This is a genomic window from Rhizobium sp. SG_E_25_P2, from assembly GCF_029892285.1.
Taxonomy (GTDB): domain Bacteria; phylum Pseudomonadota; class Alphaproteobacteria; order Rhizobiales; family Rhizobiaceae; genus Rhizobium_E.
Window position 1 is genome coordinate 38,163 of the sequence record NZ_JARXVM010000004.1, and the last position, 15,989, is coordinate 54,151.

At 62.5% G+C, this 15,989-nt stretch carries 14 protein-coding genes; 13 read left to right on the plus strand and 1 reads right to left on the minus strand.

The genetic code is table 11. The features are described from left to right. The first annotated feature begins 69 nt into the window (after positions 1-69). The 9 genes from M2360_RS07700 to M2360_RS07740 all read left to right on the plus strand — a co-directional run bounded on the left by M2360_RS07700 (position 70) and on the right by M2360_RS07740 (position 10,641). Positions 70-1,464 (plus strand): amidase, encoded by a 1,395-nt coding sequence (locus M2360_RS07700; RefSeq protein ID WP_280774147.1) that lies wholly within the window; start codon positions 70-72, stop codon positions 1,462-1,464. A 66-nt stretch (positions 1,465-1,530) separates the two neighbouring features. After that, positions 1,531-2,829 (plus strand): ABC transporter substrate-binding protein, encoded by a 1,299-nt coding sequence (locus M2360_RS07705; protein ID WP_280774148.1) that lies wholly within the window; start codon positions 1,531-1,533, stop codon positions 2,827-2,829. A gap of 95 nt (positions 2,830-2,924) precedes the next feature. Continuing rightward, positions 2,925-3,728 (plus strand): ABC transporter ATP-binding protein, encoded by an 804-nt coding sequence (locus M2360_RS07710; RefSeq protein ID WP_280774150.1) that lies wholly within the window; start codon positions 2,925-2,927, stop codon positions 3,726-3,728. Beyond that, complete coding sequence (locus tag M2360_RS07715; RefSeq protein ID WP_280774151.1) at positions 3,725-4,441, plus strand: ABC transporter ATP-binding protein; 717 nt, start codon at positions 3,725-3,727, stop codon at positions 4,439-4,441. Before M2360_RS07710 ends, M2360_RS07715 begins: the two co-directional genes overlap by 4 nt. 2 nt (positions 4,442-4,443) lie before the next feature. After that, a complete protein-coding gene (locus M2360_RS07720; protein ID WP_280774153.1) occupies positions 4,444-5,331 on the plus strand; it encodes a branched-chain amino acid ABC transporter permease in 888 nt (295 codons plus the stop codon). Between the two features lie 42 nt (positions 5,332-5,373). Continuing rightward, positions 5,374-6,423, plus strand: a complete 1,050-nt coding sequence (locus M2360_RS07725) for a branched-chain amino acid ABC transporter permease (RefSeq protein WP_280774154.1) — start codon at positions 5,374-5,376, stop codon at positions 6,421-6,423. Between the two features lie 15 nt (positions 6,424-6,438). Beyond that, positions 6,439-8,022, plus strand: a complete 1,584-nt coding sequence (locus M2360_RS07730) for a GMC family oxidoreductase N-terminal domain-containing protein (RefSeq protein WP_280774157.1) — start codon at positions 6,439-6,441, stop codon at positions 8,020-8,022. Between the two features lie 10 nt (positions 8,023-8,032). Next, on the plus strand, positions 8,033-9,535 hold the full coding sequence (locus M2360_RS07735) for an aldehyde dehydrogenase (protein WP_280774158.1): 1,503 nt from the start codon (positions 8,033-8,035) through the stop codon (positions 9,533-9,535). 11 nt (positions 9,536-9,546) lie between these two features. Beyond that, positions 9,547-10,641: a class II histone deacetylase gene (locus tag M2360_RS07740; RefSeq protein ID WP_280774160.1), complete on the plus strand. Its 1,095-nt coding sequence runs from the start codon at positions 9,547-9,549 to the stop codon at positions 10,639-10,641. Positions 10,642-10,724: 83 nt separating this feature from the next. Here M2360_RS07740 and M2360_RS07745 read toward each other — a convergent pair whose 3' ends face one another. Then, entirely contained in the window at positions 10,725-11,675 is a 951-nt protein-coding gene (locus M2360_RS07745) for a LysR family transcriptional regulator (RefSeq protein ID WP_280774161.1), read from the minus strand. Between the two features lie 98 nt (positions 11,676-11,773). Between M2360_RS07745 and M2360_RS07750 the strand changes: the two genes are divergently transcribed. The 4 genes from M2360_RS07750 (at position 11,774) to M2360_RS07765 (ending at position 15,989) form a co-directional block, all read left to right on the plus strand. Next, positions 11,774-12,646 carry a dioxygenase gene (locus M2360_RS07750; protein WP_280774163.1) on the plus strand — a complete coding sequence of 291 codons (873 nt, stop codon included), beginning with the start codon at positions 11,774-11,776 and terminating at the stop codon, positions 12,644-12,646. Next, on the plus strand, positions 12,643-13,698 hold the full coding sequence (locus tag M2360_RS07755; RefSeq protein ID WP_280774164.1) for a maleylacetate reductase: 1,056 nt from the start codon (positions 12,643-12,645) through the stop codon (positions 13,696-13,698). The genes M2360_RS07750 and M2360_RS07755 overlap by 4 nt, the downstream gene beginning before the upstream one ends. Positions 13,699-13,758: 60 nt before the next feature. Then, the gene (locus M2360_RS07760; protein WP_280774166.1) at positions 13,759-15,039 is read left to right on the plus strand and encodes an ABC transporter substrate-binding protein; all 1,281 of its coding nucleotides are present in this window, start codon (positions 13,759-13,761) and stop codon (positions 15,037-15,039) included. Between the two features lie 230 nt (positions 15,040-15,269). After that, on the plus strand, positions 15,270-15,989 hold the full coding sequence (locus M2360_RS07765; protein ID WP_280774167.1) for an ABC transporter ATP-binding protein: 720 nt from the start codon (positions 15,270-15,272) through the stop codon (positions 15,987-15,989).

Below are 15,989 nucleotides of genomic sequence, written 5' to 3' on the forward strand. Positions count from 1 at the left end.
TGCAGACTGTCTCTATTCCAAAGCCAGCCGGCGGCCGCGGACCAGTCCAACTCGGTCAAGGTATCCCGCATGCAGTCAGTGAAATTGCCTGAGCGTGAAGGAGACGATCTGTGCCTCATGGGCGCGGAAAGCCTCGCCTCCGCTTACCGCCGGAAAGATCTGTCTCCCGTTGAGGTGGCCGCAGCCTGCCTGCGTCGCGCCGAAGAAACCAACCCTGCTCTCAACGCCTTCACCTTCATCGATCACGAAGGCGCTTTGCGCGCAGCACGGCAGTCGGAAGAGCGTTGGCTGCGCGGCGAACCGCTGTCCGAAAGCGATGGCGCGCCCACCACCCTCAAGGATATCGTCTGGGTCAGGGATTGGGTGGTCCGCTACGGCAGCGCCGTCACCTCCGCAAAACCTTACGAACAGGACGCGCCGTCGGTGACGCGGCTTCGCGACGCCGGCGCGGTGTTCATCGCGCAGACGACGACGCCCGAATTCGGCTGGAAAGCCGTGACCGACAGCAAGGCCTGCGGCGTCACCCGCAACCCCTATGATCCGACCAAGACGTCAGGCGGCTCATCCGGCGGCGCCGCAGTCGCGGCGGCCGTGGGGGCAGGGGTCTTCCATTTGGGCACCGATGGCGGCGGGTCTATCCGCATTCCCTCCGCCTTTTGCGGCGTCACGGGCCTGAAGCCGACCTTTTCTCGCGTTCCCGCCTATCCAGCCAGCGCCTTTGGCACGGTCGCCCATATCGGGCCGATGACGCGCACCGCGTCGGACGCTCTGGCGATGCTGGAGGTCATGTCGGGCCGGGATCTGCGCGACTGGAGCCAGGGCGTGGGACAGCTTCCCGAGATCGAACGCCGCCCGATCGCCCTCAAGGGTTTGAGGATCGGATACTGGACCAAACCGCCGGCTGGGCAGCTTGATCTGGAGGTCGGCGCCATCGTCGATAAAACGGTCGAGCTCCTGGTCGAACTGGGCGCCGTCGTCGAGCCCTTCGACCTTCCGAGCGTTGATCTGCTCGATCTTTTTCATCACCATTGGTTCACAGGCGCGGCCGCGAGGCTGGCGCTGATCCCGGAAGGGGAACGGCGCGACATTGATCCCGGCTTTCTCGACATTGCCGAGCAGGGGGCCCGTATGGATGCGCGCGCGCTCGTCGCCGCCCAGGTGCGTCGCGCCGAATTCGGCGCGCTGATGGATCAGGCGCTCGAAAAATTCGATTTCATCCTGTCTCCCGGCGTCACGGTTCCCGCCTTCGACGCCGGCCTCGAAGTTCCCGCTGGCTCCGGCCTGTCGCGGTGGACCGAATGGGCGAGTTTCAGCTTTCCCATCAATCTCACGCAGCAACCGGCGGCGGTGACGCCGATCGGTCTTACCAGCGCCGGGTTGCCTGTCGCTTTGCAGGTGGTCGGCGCGCGCGGCGCAGACGCTGCTGTTCTGTCATTCCTTTCCGCTCTTGAGGAGGTGCGCTGACGCCAAACGCCTTCTCGCATCCATTCATCTGAGACAACCAAATTCAAAAAAAGAGGGGTAACAAGCATGATGAATAGACGATCAGTTCTCCAGGGTTTCATGGGCGCCGGCGCTGCTGGCGCAGCGCTGCTCGCAGACATGAACAGCGAGGCGCGCGCCGCAGAAGGTGAGCCCATCGCCATCGGCTCAGCTTTGCCGATGTCTGGCATCGCTGCGGCTGACGGCATCGAGTTCAAGAACGGTCTCGATCTCGCCATCGAGGAAATCAACGCAGCCGGCGGCGTACTGGGACGTCCGCTCGAACTGCATGTCGAAGACACCAAGGAAATGGGCGCAGACCTGGTCAGCCAGGCCATGCAGCGCCTCATCGACCGGCATTCCGCGCCGCTGATCATCAATGGTTACAATCTCGGCACCAACATGATCGAGATGGACGTCGCCGCCGACAACGACGTCATCATGATGCACTACAACACGCTGATCTCGCATAACGAGAAGTTCAAGACGGATCCCGAGCGCTATTATGGCTCGTTCCAGGGCGATCCGCCGGAATATTGGTATGGTCCGGGCTGCCTGAACTTCCTGAAGACGCTTGCCGACGACGGCAAGTGGAAGGCTCCGAACAAGAAGATCGCCATCATCCCCTCGGCCAACGAATATTCCATCGTGATCGCCAACGCCATTCGCGACAAGGCCAAGGAATTCGGCTTCGAGGTCAGCCTGTTTGAGACGGTGCCGTTTCCAACCAATCAATGGGGACCGACGCTTGCGAAAATCCGCCAGGATCCGCCGGCTGCGATCATCGTCACGCATTTCCTGCCGCAGGATCTCGCGCAGTTCATGACGCAGTTTCTCACCGAGCCGACCAACAGCCTGATCTATATGCAATATGGACCGTCGCTGCCTGCCTTCCGGGAGATCGGCGGCGAGGCTGTCAACGGAGTCATCTATTCGACGGTGATCGGTTGCCTGCCGGACGAGTTCTCCAAGCCCTATCGCGAAACTTATCGCAAGAAGTTCGGTCCCAGCGCCGCCTATATCACGGGGTCGCAGACCTATGACGGCCTTTGGATGTGGGCTCTGTCCGCCGCCATTGCCGGCGGCCCCAGCGAACCCTTCAACAAGGAGCAGACGAAAAAGGTCGCGGGCGCCATGCGCAGGCTGGTCTATCGCGGCGTCAACGGCACCTATCGCGCCGATCCCGCCGGCCAGTCCTCCTATTGCTATCCGACGCAGGTGGCTGACCCCTCGCTGGGCATGCCGCACCAGTTCCTGCAGCATCAGGATTACAAGACCGATCCCAAACTGATTTCGCCTCCGCTTTACGCCACCGACAGCTTCCTTCTTCCACCCTGGATCAAGTGAGCCGAAGCGCCGCCTTCGGGCGGCGCACCAGCCTCGTTCTCAAGCGGGTCCGGTTTTTGCATCGGATCTCGACGAAGCGTTAGTGGAGTGAAATCATGGCTGAGCGAACCGCTCTGCTTGCCTGCGACACGATCGTGAAACGCTACGGTTCCCTGGCGGCCGTCGATGGGGTGTCTCTCACCGTCGCCGCCGGGGAGGTCGTCGGGATCGGCGGTCCGAATGGCGCGGGCAAGACCACCTTTTTCGACGTCGTAACCGGCGTCACGCCGGCGACGTCGGGGCAGGTCCTGTTCGAAGGCGCCGACGTGTCGCAACTAGATGCCGATCGCCTGTGCCAGATGGGCATGGCCCGGACCTTCCAGTTGAATGCGGCGTTTGAAAGCCTGACGGTCCGCGAAAATGTCGAGGTGGCCGCCTATTTCGGACGGCAACAGCGACGTTTTCCGGGGTTTCGGCTGGGGCGCGCCGCGCGCGCCGTCACGGACGAAGCGCTGGATTTCGTGGGACTGGCGGACAAGGCGGACGAGAAGGTCGGGCTGCTTCCGGTTCTCGACCGGAAACTGCTGATGATCGCCGGGGCCATGGCCACCAAACCCAAGATTCTTTTTCTCGATGAACCCGTGGGCGGATTGAATGCCTCCGAGATCGATCTGATCATCGGGCTTGTCCTGCGCATGCGCGAAACCGGCATGACCATCGTGCTCATCGAGCATGTCATGCGCTTTCTCCTCGCTTTGTCGACCCGCGTCGTCATCATGCATCATGGCAAACTGATCTTCGAAGGGCTTCCCAGCCAGGTGGCCGACGACGAAACCGTTGTCGAGACTTATCTGGGACAGGGCGCCAGAGCGCGTCTGAAGAAGTATTTCGATGCGACGCCTGCGGAGGTTCAGGCATGACGGCTGCCCCCTTGTTGCATCTCGACAATGTCAGGTCCGGCTATGATGGCGTCACGGTGCTGAAAGGCGTCGGATTTGAGATCAGGCGCGGCGAATTCGTCACCGTTGTCGGTCCCAATGGCCATGGCAAATCCACGCTGCTCAAGACCATTTCCGGTCTCGTGCCGCTGCGCGGCGGTTCGATCGAGCTGAACGGCGCGCCGCTTCCCGGCGAGGCGAGCCGCATTGCCGCATTGGGCGTGGCGCATGTTCCACAAGGCGACATGCTGTTTCCGGAAATGAGCGTCATCGAGAACCTGTTGATGGGCGCTTATCTTTCGCCGGGCCGCGCTGAGACCAACCGCAGGCTGGAGGAGGTTTTCGAGCTTCTCCCAAAACTTCGCGAGCGGCGACGGCAATTGGCCTCCACGCTTTCGGGCGGCGAGCGGCGCATGGTCGGCATCGGTCGCGGTCTGATGATGGGCGGCGAATTGATGTTGATCGACGAGCCCTCGCTCGGTCTCGCGCCGCTGATCATCGAGCAGATCTACGAGGTGATTTCGCGCCTCAGCAAATCGGGTCGCACCGTGCTTCTGGTGGAGGAGAACCCGGCCCGCGTTGCGGATCTCGCCGACCGTCTGCATCTGCTCGACGACGGCGAAATCGTCTGGTCGGGGCCGCCAGCGGAATTGCTCGAACGCGAAGAACTTCTCGCAACCTATCTGGGAGGCTGACCGTGGTCGACATTCTCTTGTCTGTTCTCGTTGCCGGCCTGACCTCAGGCGCACTGTATGCGCTGGCCACCATAGGCCTGTCGCTGGTCTGGGGCTCGATGGGCATGCTGAACATGGCGCATGCGGCGCTGCTGACGCTCGGCGGCTATGCTGCCTTTTCCGTGGTTTCCAGCCTTGGACTGCCGCCTGCGCTCGGCCTTGCCGCAGCGATTGTCGCGGGGGGCATAGCCGGCGCCGCGCTTTATTTCCTGCTGGTGCGGTTCCTGCTGAAAGCCGGAAAGGCCGAGTTTGAATCCAATGTGATGATCGCCACGGTGGGCGTCGGCATCGCCTTGGAGAACGCGATCCTGATGATCTATGGCGGCCAGCCGCTCAAGCAGCCGCTGTCTCTTTCGGGATCGCTGCGGTGGGGCGCTTTGAACATGCCCTATCAGAATATGCTGATCATCGTCGTCTCCCTCGTCGCCATGGGGGTGATCGCGCTCGCTCTCAATCACACCAGGCTCGGCCGCGCCATCCGCGCGACTGCGCAGAATAGGGACGCCGCCAGGCTGATGGGGGTTGCCGTCGATCGCGTCTATCTTCTGGTGCTGATGATCTCAGGGGCGGTCGCTGCGCTGTGCGGCGTGATGGTCAGTTCAATGACGCAGCTTTCGCCGCCGCTTGGTAATGACCCGATGCTCAAGGCCTTTATCATGTGCGTGATCGCCGGGCTCGGCAATCTCCCCGGCGCAGTCGCGGCGTCTTTCGGCCTGGCGCTCCTGGAAGCCTTTGTTCAATACGCCGCTGGCGCGCGCTGGGGCTTTCCCTCGCTGCTCTTCGTGGTGATCGCGGTGCTGATCTGGCGTCCCTCCGGACTGTTCGGACGCGCCCAGATCCGGAGGCTTTAGTTTGGCCATGACCAGCAACCTCACATTTTCGGGGAATTTAGGATGACGCGTTTATCGAACTCCGCCCGCGCCGATCTGTTGATTGCCTTGCTTCTCGTGATCGCGGCTGTGGCGCTGCCTTTCCTCGTCGACAGCCGCTATGTGATGGGGCAGGTCATTCTCGCCCTTTTCTATGCCATCATCGCCTCGCAATGGAATTTGCTGTTCGGCTTTGCGGGCGTCTTCTCGCTGGCGCAAATGGCCATCTTCGCCTTCGGCGGCTATGCCACCGCCATGCTCTGCTTTTATTTCGGCTGGAATGTCTGGGGCGCGCTTGTACCCGGCGCCCTCGGCGCTGTTGTCTTCTCGCTCGTCGTCGGCCTGGCCTGCCTGCGGTTGACCGGAGTCTATGTGGCGCTGCTGACGCTGGCGATCGCCCAGACCATGTATCTGCTGATCGTCACCGACACGGAATGCTTCGTCATGGTCGGCTCCACCTGCCGGCAGTTTACCGGCGGGGCGGTGGGCTTCGCCCGGTTCGGCGATCTCGGCACGCGGGCGCTGCTCAGGGCGCACTGGCTGGTCGGCAATTACGCCATCGTCGCGGCCCTGTTCTTCGCCACCATGGCCTTCACCTATGCGGTGGTGAAAAGCCCGATCGGGCTGGCGTTTCGGGCGCTCAAGGACAATCCGGCCTATGCAGTGGCCCGCGGCGTCAATCGCTTCCAGGCGCAATTGCTGGTGTTCGGCATTTCCGCCTTTTTCACCGGCCTTGCCGGCGGCCTCTACGCCGCGCATTTCCAGGCCATCGGGCCCGGCATCCTGTCCTTATCGCAACTGATGTTCATCATCGCCATCGCCGTGGTCGGCGGCGTCGGATCTTTCTGGGGACCGCTCGTCGGCACGATCGTGCTGGTCGCGGCCGATGAACTGATGCGCGAAGCCGGCGAATTCCGCACGCTTGGCCTCGGCCTCATCATCACCATCTCCATCCTTCTCATGCCCAAGGGCCTTACCGGACGGATCGCCGATCTCGTCCGCTGGGCGGCGCGCCGTCGAACATCGGCGCCCGCCGACCAAACGAAATCTCGGCCGGCCGAAGCCGGCGCATAATCAAGGGGAATGTCCATGTATGACACGATCATCGTCGGGGCCGGTTCCGCCGGCTGCGTGGCCGCCTATCGGCTGAGCGCCGATCCCAACCGCAAGGTTCTCATCCTCGAAGCCGGGCAAAGCGCGCCCATCGCCTCCGACATCCCGTCCGATTGGGTGACCATGTTCAACACCCGCGCCGATTGGGGTTACTACACCGAGCCTCAGGCAGGCTGCCGCGGCCGGCGCATTTTCTGGCCGCGCGGCAAGATGGTCGGCGGCTCGGGCGCGCTCAACGCCATGATCTATATTCGCGGATTGCCGTCGGATTATGACGCCTGGGAGGCGATGGGCTGCGAAGGCTGGGGCTGGAAGGACGTGTTTCCGGTGTTCCTCGCCTCAGAGAACAACGCCCATTTCCACAACAGCCCCTATCACGGCAATGATGGCCCTCTCTATATCGGCAATGTGCCCTATGTGGACAAACATGAGCGGATGTGGATCGAGGCGGCTGAAGCCGCCGGCTACGCTTTCAACCCTGATTACAATGCGGAAAAGCAGGAGGGCGTCGGCCTCTTCCAGTTCACCATCAAGGATGGCGAGCGCTGGGGCACCGGCAAGGCCTATCTCCGTCCCGCATTGGAGCGCCCCAATCTGACGCTCAAGAAGGGCGTGCTGGTGACCGGACTGATCATCGAACAAGGCCGAGTGACCGGCGTCAAATACCTCGTCAACGGCGTCCCCGAATCCGCCTATGCCAGCAGCGAGGTGGTCATGGCGGCCGGCGCCATCGGTTCCTGCCAGATCATGATGCTCTCTGGCATAGGGCCGGCGGCGGAACTGGAAGAGGCCGGCGTGAAGCCCGTTCATGATCTTCCGGGCGTCGGCAAGGATCTGCAGGACCATCTCAATATCCCGATTTCCTTCTACGCCAAGGAGCGGATGGGCATCGGGGCCTGGACGGCGGAGACGATTGAGGACAGTTTTGCGGAGTGGCGAGATTTCAAGACCGGCGTCCGAACCTCGCCCTGGGTTGCTTCAAGCGGCCATGTCTGCAGCCGCGACGGCGTCGAGCCCGACCTGCAACTTTATGGCGCCATGAGCCCGCATCGCGACTATGCGCGCTTCCTGGGCGGCCGTTCCGGCGTCACCGCGCATTGCACGCTGCAGAGGCCTAACAGTCGCGGAGAGATCAGGCTGCGCTCCGCCGATCCGACCGAACATCCCGCTATCGATCCCAGATATTTCATCTCCGATCCCGAGGGCGTCGATCTGGCGACGATGGTGGAAGGCGTCAAGATCAATCGCCGCATCCTCCAGCAGGCGCCGATCAAGGACCTGATCGATTACGAATTGTCGCCGAGCGCCGAATGCCAGACGGATGCGGAGATCGCCGATTACGTCCGTGGCCATATGACGACGCTCTACCATCCGTCGAGCACCTGCCGGATGGGCGTCGACCCGATGGCGGTCACCGACCCCGCCACGATGAAGGTGCACGGGCTCGAAGGTCTGCGCATTGCCGACGCCTCGGCGATCCCGAAAATGGTGTCCGGCAATCTCAATGCGCCCACCATCATGGTGGCCGAACGCGCCTGCCAGAAGATCCTTGCAGCCTGAGGAGCCAGTGATGACCATTGCACAAACTGCTGAGTACTGGCGCAACCAAGCCGAGGCGCTGAAATTTGAAGGACGATTGTTCATTGACGGCGATTTTGCTCCAGCCAAATCGGGCGCCGTGTTCGAAAGCATCAATCCCGCAAACGGCGGGGTGATTGCCGAAGTGTCGCGCGGCGACGCCGACGATATCGACCGCGCCGTCGCCTCCGGCCAGAAGGCGTATAAATCCGGTATATGGGCGCGCATGCCGCCTCGGCAGCGCATGGCTGTTTTGTTGCGTTTCGCCGATCTCATTGAAGCGCATGCCGGCGAATTCGCGATGATCGACACGATCGACATGGGCAAGCCGATCTCGGAGATGCTGACTGTCGATGTGCCGCTGGCGGTGCTGTGCTTCCGCTTCACCGGTGAATGCATCGACAAGGTGCAGGGCTCCGTCGGAGCGACGTCGCCGGATGTCCTGTCCTATGTTCTCAGGCAGCCGCTCGGCGTGGTCGGATGCATCGTTCCCTGGAATTACCCGCTGCTGATGACAGCGTGGAAGATCGCGCCGGCGCTGGCGGCGGGCAATTCCGTGGTGCTGAAGCCGGCCGAGCAATCGCCTTTGTCGGCCGTGTTGCTCGCCCGGCTGTTTATCGAAGCTGGCGGGCCGGCAGGCGTGCTGAATGTCGTCAACGGTTTCGGGCCGGAGGCCGGCAAAGCGCTGGCCCTCCACCCTGACGTCGAGAAAATCGCCTTCACGGGGTCGGTGGAAATCGGCAAGCTGATGATGGTCTATTCCGGCCAGTCCAATCTCAAGAAGGTTTCCACCGAATGCGGCGGCAAGTCCCCGCATGTGATCATGGCCGACGCCGCCAATCTGGAAACGGCCGCGACCTGGGCGGCGATGGGCATTTTCGGCAATCAGGGCGAAGTCTGCTGCGCGGGCTCGCGCATTCTCGTGCAGAAAAAGATCCTCGACGAGTTCGTCGATATCTTCCGGACAAAGGCTACAACGGGCTATGTTCCCGGTGATCCGCTCGATCCCTCAACCAGCATGGGGCCGATGGTTGATGTCAGCCAGCAGAAGCGCGTGCTGAATTACATCGACATCGGCAAACAGGCTGGCGCGCGATGCATTCTCGGCGGCGATGCGCCCTCGGGGCTCGAGCGTGGGGCCTTCGTAGCGCCGACCATCTTCACCGGCGTCGACAACACGATGACCATTGCGCGCGAGGAGATTTTCGGGCCGGTCGCTTCCATCATCGCCTTCGATGACTATGGCGAAGCGGTTCGGATCGCCAATGATACGAGTTTCGGTCTCGCCGCCGGCATCTGGACGTCCGATCTCGGCACGGCCCATCGTTTCGCCCGGGATGTCGAGGCCGGCATGGTCTATATCAACAGCTACATGAATGGCGACATGCAGTTTCCGTTCGGCGGCTGGAAGCAAAGCGGCAATGGCCGCGACAAATGCATGGACGCCTTGTTGTCCTATACCCAGACGAAAAGCGTATGGGCCACGATCGAGTGAGGAGAGAGCCGATGGCGACGGGTTGGAATTTCCACGAACTCTATCTGTGGCACGAGACGGGCAATGCGGCGATGTTCTTCCAGCCGTCTCTGACCATCGAGCCCGGCGAACATGCGGAAAACGCCTCGACCAAGCGGCGCTTCAAAAACCTGATGGAAGTGTCCGGTCTGACCGAAAAGCTCACCTCGGTGAAATCCGATCCGGTCAGCGATGACGATCTCGCGCGTTTTCACACCCGCGATTACATTGCGCGCATCAAGGCGCTGTCGGCGGATCGGGGCGGAGACGCCAGCTATCTCACCCCCTTCGGTCACGGCTCCTATGACATCGCCTGCCTTGCCGCAGGCGGAACCTATCAGGTCTTGGCCTCGGTGCTCTCGGGCGCGATCGCCAATGGCTATGCGCTGGTGCGACCGCCCGGCCATCACGCCGAAGCTGACAAGGGCATGGGCTTCTGCCTGTTCGGCAATGTCCCGGTCGCCATCCTCAAGGCCCGGGCGGAGCACGGCCAGGCGCGTGTCGCCACGGTGGATTGGGACGTCCATCACGGCAACGGCACCCAGGCCGCCTTCTACGCCGACCCTTCGGTGCTGACGATTTCGCTGCATCAGGAAGGGCTTTATCCGCATGACAGCGGAACCCTGGCGGAGCGCGGCGAGGGCAAGGGGGATGGCTTCAACATCAACATACCTCTCCCGGCAGGATCTGGTCACGGCGCCTATATCGCCGCATTTGAGCAGGTGGTGATCCCGGCTCTTTATCGCCACAAGCCTGATCTCATCGTCGTGCCCTCCGGTTTCGACGGCTCGGCGGCCGATCCTCTCGGGCGCATGATGCTGCATTCGGGGACCTATCGCGCCATGACGGCGATGCTGATGGCGGCGGCGGACGATCTCTGCGGAGGTCGCTTGGTGATGTCGCATGAAGGCGGATATTCCGCCGCCTATGTGCCCTATTGCGGACTTGCGGTCATGGAGCAGCTCTCAGGCGTCAAGACTGCTATCGATGATCCGTTCCTGCCGGTCTTCCAAAACTATCCCGGTCAGGAGCTTCGGCCCTGGCAGCAGAATGCGATCGACGAGGCGAGGCGCGCGGCTGGCTTGTGACGCCCGAGCTTTTTTGCAGGCGACATGCCGTTTTGGCTCCGTGCGACGAGGAAATATTCGGTCGGCGCCGCGTGCCGGCCCGGTCAATTGCCCCACACCACAGCTTCTTCATGCCGCTTGATGAGGTGTTTCAGGTTGTCGAAGCTCGCCTGAATGAAGGTTGAGAATTGTTCGACGGCGGGAGCGCGCAAAGCGTCGACGCGGCGGAGGATCGCCAAAGCGCGATCCGGATGCGGAATGCTGATCGGAAGCGCGGTGATGGTCTTTTCCTTGCGCTGGGCGAAGACGACGCTGTGCGGCATGACGGTCAGCGCATCGGCCGCCTTCAGATAGTTGACGACGCTCGCCAGCGAGCCGCCGGAATAGCGGATGCGGATTTCCGTTGCGCCGAAGGACAGCAGCAGCGCCCTGAGATCGGCCAGAAGCGGGCTGCCCGGCGGCGGCGCCACCCAGGGATAGTCCAGAAGATGGGCGGGTTGCAGACGGCGCTTCAAGAGTAGCGGATGCGTAACCCGGCAGGCGATGACATTCCTTCCCGGCAGGATCTGCTGAAAGGCGAGGCCCGAGCCTTCGTCCAGAATGTCGATCGGGCAGATAGCGAGGTCGATCTGGTCTGCTTTCAGCGCCGCGCGCAAATCTGGAAAATAGCCGTAGGACTGATCGATGCGCACTTCCGGATGGGTCGCCTGGAATTCCGCGCACATGCCGGCAATCAGCGAATCCATGAAAAACGGCGTGCCGCCGATCCTGACAACGCCGCTCTTGCCGACCCGGAAGCTCTCCATCAGATCGGACGCCTTGCGTGAGGCGGCGAGCATGACCTGGCCATGTTCGGCAAGCGCCAAGCCGAGCGGCGTTGGCTGCAATGGCCGACGGCCCCGGATGAACAGCGGTTCGCCGATACGCTTTTCGAGCATCGACAGCGTGCGCGACACCGCCGGCTGAGCCAGCCCCAAAAGGGCGGCGCCTTCGGTCACGCCGCCCGTCTTGACAACGGCGGCCAACTGTATCAGGTGCCTTTCATCGAACTTCATAACAAATCGTTATATTGATGCCGAAACAAATCATCAATCCTGCAATTCAGGCCTGCTAGTGTCTTCTCGACCAGCAATGCGGATTTGGGAGGAGATGCATGTCGCGGGCCGTCGAACTCATCACCTTCAACGAGACGACCTCGGCCGAGGCCTTCGCCAGCCGCTTCGCGGCGCCCGATGACGCCACCGCGCGTCTGCTGGCCGCCGTCGTTTCCCATGTGCATCTGTTGATCAAGGAATTCCGCCCGTCACAGGATCAGTGGCGCAAGGTGATCGAATTCCTGACCGATGTCGGCCATGCCGCCGACGAACGCCGCCAGGAATGGGTGCTATTTTCGGACCTGATCGGGGCCTCCGCCCTGGTCGAGGACATCAATACGCGTCGTCCCAAGGGAGCCACGCCGAATACGATCCGCGGGCCTTTCTTCCGGTCTGACACCCCTGAACGCGCCCCAGGCAATTCGATTTCGCTGGATGGGATCGGCGAGCAGCTTCTGGTCGAGGGCAGTGTCGAGGATCTCGACGGTCTGCCTGTTTCAGCCGCCGAAATCATCACCTGGCAGGCCAATGCCGAAGGTTTTTACGAGAACCAGCAGCCGGATCTTCAGCCAGAATTCAATCTGCGCGGACTGTTTCGCGTTGATGAGACCGGCCGCTTCCATTACCGAACCGTTCGGCCGGCCGGCTATGGCGTGCCCGATGACGGTCCCGTGGGGCGGCTTCTGACGCAGGCCGGCTATCCCCTGCGTCGGCCGGCGCATCTGCATTTCCTCGTGCGCGCGCCGGGCTTCGAGACCATCACCACGCATATCTATGATGCTGATGATCCCCGGCTTGGAGAGGACGCCCTGTTTGGCGTCCGTCCCGAGCTTGTCAAAACTTTCGAGCCGACCGAGATCGACGGACGCGCCGCATCGCGCGTCACGATCAAATTCGTCATGGTCAGGGCTCGGCCGGGGAGGGGAAAATGAAGGATTTCAGCTATCGCGGCAGTTCCGCTTGTATCGTGTTCGGCGCTGGCCGAAGCGCCGATGTGGCGATGTTTGTCGAGGCTTTGGACTGCAAGCGGGCGCTGGTGCTTGCCACCCCGCATCAGAAACAGGATGCGGAAGCGCTCTCCGTGCGGCTCGGCGCCCTGTCCGTCGGCGTCTTCGCCGGCGCCGTTATGCATACGCCGGTGGAGGTCACCGAGGCTGCGTTGCAGGTTGTTGCGGACACTGGCGCGGATTGCGTCGTCTCACTCGGCGGCGGCTCGACGACCGGCCTCGGCAAGGCGATCGCCTATCGGACGGACCTGCCGCAGATCGTGATCCCAACGACCTATGCCGGATCCGAGGTCACGCCCATCCTGGGTCAGACTGAAGCCGGCCGCAAGACAACGGTGCGACATGACCGCATCCTGCCCGAAGTGGTGATCTACGATCCCGACCTGACGCTCGGCCTGCCCACGGCCATGAGCGTGACCAGCGGCCTCAACGCCATGGCGCATGCGCTGGAAGGGCTCTATGCACAGGATCGCAATCCTGTCTCGACGCTGATGGCGGTCGAAGGCCTGCGCGCCTTTGCCGACAGCCTGCCCGTTTTCGTGAAAAGCCCCGGAGACGCCAAGGCGCGGGCCGAAGCGCTGTACGGCGCCTGGCTGTGCGGCACGGTGCTTGGCGCTGTCGGCATGGCGCTGCATCACAAGATCTGCCACACGCTGGGCGGCTCCTTCGACACGCCGCATGCCGAGACGCATGCGGTGATGTTGCCGCACACCGCCGCCTTCAATGCCGAGGCTGCGCGCGAGGAGCTTGCGCCGGCGGCGGCTATTTTTGGCGGCTCCATCGGCGGCGGTCTCTGGGATTTCGCCAAATCGATTGGCGCGCCGCTATCGCTTCGGGATTTCGGGCTCACCGAGGCCGATCTCGACCGCGCAGCCCTGATCGCCACTGAAAATCCCTACTGGAATCCGCGCCCGATCGACCGGACATCGATCCGGACGCTGCTGCAGCAGGCCTGGGAGGGCGTGAGGCCCGACTGATCGAGACATCTGACGCGCGAGGCGCGCTCTTTGGGAGGAGAGACGATGATGGGAGGAAACATGTTTACCAGACGCAAGTTCCTGAAAACGACGGCAGCCGGCGGCGCCGTTCTGGCCACATCGGGTTTGGCGGCGCCAGCGATTGCCCAGCAGGCGGCAGTCAAGCTCGGTTATGTCAGCCCGCAGACCGGTCCGCTCGCCGGCTTCGGCGAGGCTGACAAATTCGTGATCGACAGCTTTCTGGCTGCCACCAAGAAGATGGGCCTGAACTACGAGGTCGTCGTCAAGGACAGCCAGTCCAACCCCAACCGCGCCGCCGAAGTCGCCAAGGAACTGATCGTCGACGACGAGATCAATCTGATGCTGGTGTCGTCGACGCCGGAAACCACCAATCCGGTCTCGACCACCTGCGAGGCGGAGCAGGTACCGTGCTTGTCGACAGTCGCGCCCTGGCAACCCTGGTTCATCGGCCAGCAGGGCAATCCTGGCGATCCCGCCAGCTGGAAGCCGTTCAACTACGCCTATCACTTCTTCTGGGGGCTGGAAGACATCATTGCCGTGTTCACCGGCATGTGGAGCCAGATCGACACCAACAAGAAGGTTGGCGGCCTCTTCCCCAATGACGGCGACGGCAATGCCTGGGGAGACAAGGTCGTCGGCTTCCCGCCGGTTCTCGAAAAGCTCGGCTATGGCCTTACCGACACCGGCCGCTACCAGAATCTGACGGACGATTTCTCGGCCCAGATCAACGCATTCAAGCAGGCGGAAACGGAGATCCTGACCGGCGTGATGATCCCGCCGGATCTCACCACCTTCTGGAATCAGGCCAAGCAGCAAGGTTTGAAGCCGAAAATCGCCTCGATCGGCAAGGCGCTGCTGTTCCCGCAGACTGTCGAGGCGCTGGGCGACGCCGGTCACAATCTCTCGACGGAAGTGTGGTGGACGCCCTCGCATCCCTTCAAGTCGTCGTTGACGGGCGAGAGCGCCGCTGATGTCGCGAGCGCCTTCACCAAGGCGACAGGCCGGCCCTGGACGCAGCCGATCGGCTTTGCCCATGCGCTGTTCGAACTCGCCGTGGACGTCATGAAGCGGGTCGAGGATGTGGCTGATGGCGACGCCGTCGCCAAGGCCATCGGCGAAACCAAGCTCGACACGCTTGTTGGCCCGATTGCCTGGAACAGCGACAAGCTGCCGCCCTTCGCCCAGAAAAACGTTGCCAAGACCCCGCTCGTCGGCGGCCAGTGGCGGCTGAAGTCCGGCGGCGGCTACGATCTCGTCGTGGTCGAAAACGGGCTGGCTCCGAATGTGCCGCTCGGCGGCAAGATGGAAGCGCTGGGGTGATGATGGGTGGGGTCTCTGCGGATGCAGCACCCCCCTCTGTCCTGCCGGACATCTCCCCCTCAAGGGGGGAGATTGGCTGGCGGCGCCAGCTTCACTTACTCTCGACGCCAGTTGCTGGGCGTTCGTCTCGCCTCTCTGCAATCTCCCCCTTGAGGGGGAGATGTCCGGCAGGACAGAGGGGGGTGAACTCCAAAGCGCCCACACCAATCTTCTAACTGAGAAAGCCGACCATGCCGATCCTTGAACTCAACGGTGTTTCCAAATCCTTCGGGGCCCTGGTGGTCGCCGAGGATATCGGTTTTGCCGTCGAGCCCGGCGAGGCGCTGGGGGTGATCGGGCCGAACGGGGCGGGCAAGTCGACGCTGTTCAACCTGATCACCGGCAATCTGTCGGTCGCCAAGGGCGTCATTCACTTCGACGGCCGCGACGTGACCACACTGCCGCCGATGCAACGCTGCTTTGCCGGCATGGGCCGCACTTTCCAGATCCCGCAGCCATTCGAACGGTTGACAGTCTATGAGAATCTGCTGGTTGCCGGCGCCTTCGGCAGCGAGAAGACCGAGGCGGAAGTTGCCGATCTCTGCGCGGAAATTCTGGTCGAGACCGGGCTGATTGGCAAGGCGAACAAGCCGGCTGGCAGCCTGTCTCTGCTCGGGCGCAAGCGGCTGGAGCTGGCGCGCGCGCTGGCCACCCAGCCCAAGCTTCTGCTGCTCGATGAAATCGCCGGCGGCCTGACCGAAGGCGAATGCCGGCAGTTGGTCTCCACCATCAAGCGGGTGCATGAGCGGGGCATGACGATCATCTGGATCGAGCATGTGCTGCATGCACTGACCGCGGTGGCGGAGAAAATCCTGGTGCTCAATTTCGGCCGGGTGATCGGTCATGGCGATCCGCAAGCCATCATGAATTCGCGCGAGGTGCGCGAGATCTATCTGGGCATGGAGGTCTGA

Excerpts from the sequence above, each read along its gene's own strand:
- M2360_RS07735 (WP_280774158.1), top strand. The coding sequence starts at position 8,033 with ATGACCATTGCACAAACTGCTGAGTACTGGCGCAACCAAGCCGAGGCG.
- M2360_RS07755 (WP_280774164.1), top strand. The coding sequence starts at position 12,643 with ATGAAGGATTTCAGCTATCGCGGCAGTTCCGCTTGTATCGTGTTCGGC.
- M2360_RS07740 (WP_280774160.1), top strand. The coding sequence starts at position 9,547 with ATGGCGACGGGTTGGAATTTCCACGAACTCTATCTGTGGCACGAGACG.
- M2360_RS07710 (WP_280774150.1), top strand. The coding sequence starts at position 2,925 with ATGGCTGAGCGAACCGCTCTGCTTGCCTGCGACACGATCGTGAAACGC.
- M2360_RS07730 (WP_280774157.1), top strand. The coding sequence starts at position 6,439 with ATGTATGACACGATCATCGTCGGGGCCGGTTCCGCCGGCTGCGTGGCC.
- M2360_RS07725 (WP_280774154.1), top strand. The coding sequence starts at position 5,374 with ATGACGCGTTTATCGAACTCCGCCCGCGCCGATCTGTTGATTGCCTTG.
- M2360_RS07765 (WP_280774167.1), top strand. The coding sequence starts at position 15,270 with ATGCCGATCCTTGAACTCAACGGTGTTTCCAAATCCTTCGGGGCCCTG.
- M2360_RS07760 (WP_280774166.1), top strand. The coding sequence starts at position 13,759 with ATGTTTACCAGACGCAAGTTCCTGAAAACGACGGCAGCCGGCGGCGCC.
- M2360_RS07750 (WP_280774163.1), top strand. The coding sequence starts at position 11,774 with ATGTCGCGGGCCGTCGAACTCATCACCTTCAACGAGACGACCTCGGCC.
- M2360_RS07705 (WP_280774148.1), top strand. The coding sequence starts at position 1,531 with ATGATGAATAGACGATCAGTTCTCCAGGGTTTCATGGGCGCCGGCGCT.
- M2360_RS07700 (WP_280774147.1), top strand. The coding sequence starts at position 70 with ATGCAGTCAGTGAAATTGCCTGAGCGTGAAGGAGACGATCTGTGCCTC.
- M2360_RS07745 (WP_280774161.1), bottom strand. The coding sequence starts at position 11,675 with ATGAAGTTCGATGAAAGGCACCTGATACAGTTGGCCGCCGTTGTCAAG.
- M2360_RS07715 (WP_280774151.1), top strand. The coding sequence starts at position 3,725 with ATGACGGCTGCCCCCTTGTTGCATCTCGACAATGTCAGGTCCGGCTAT.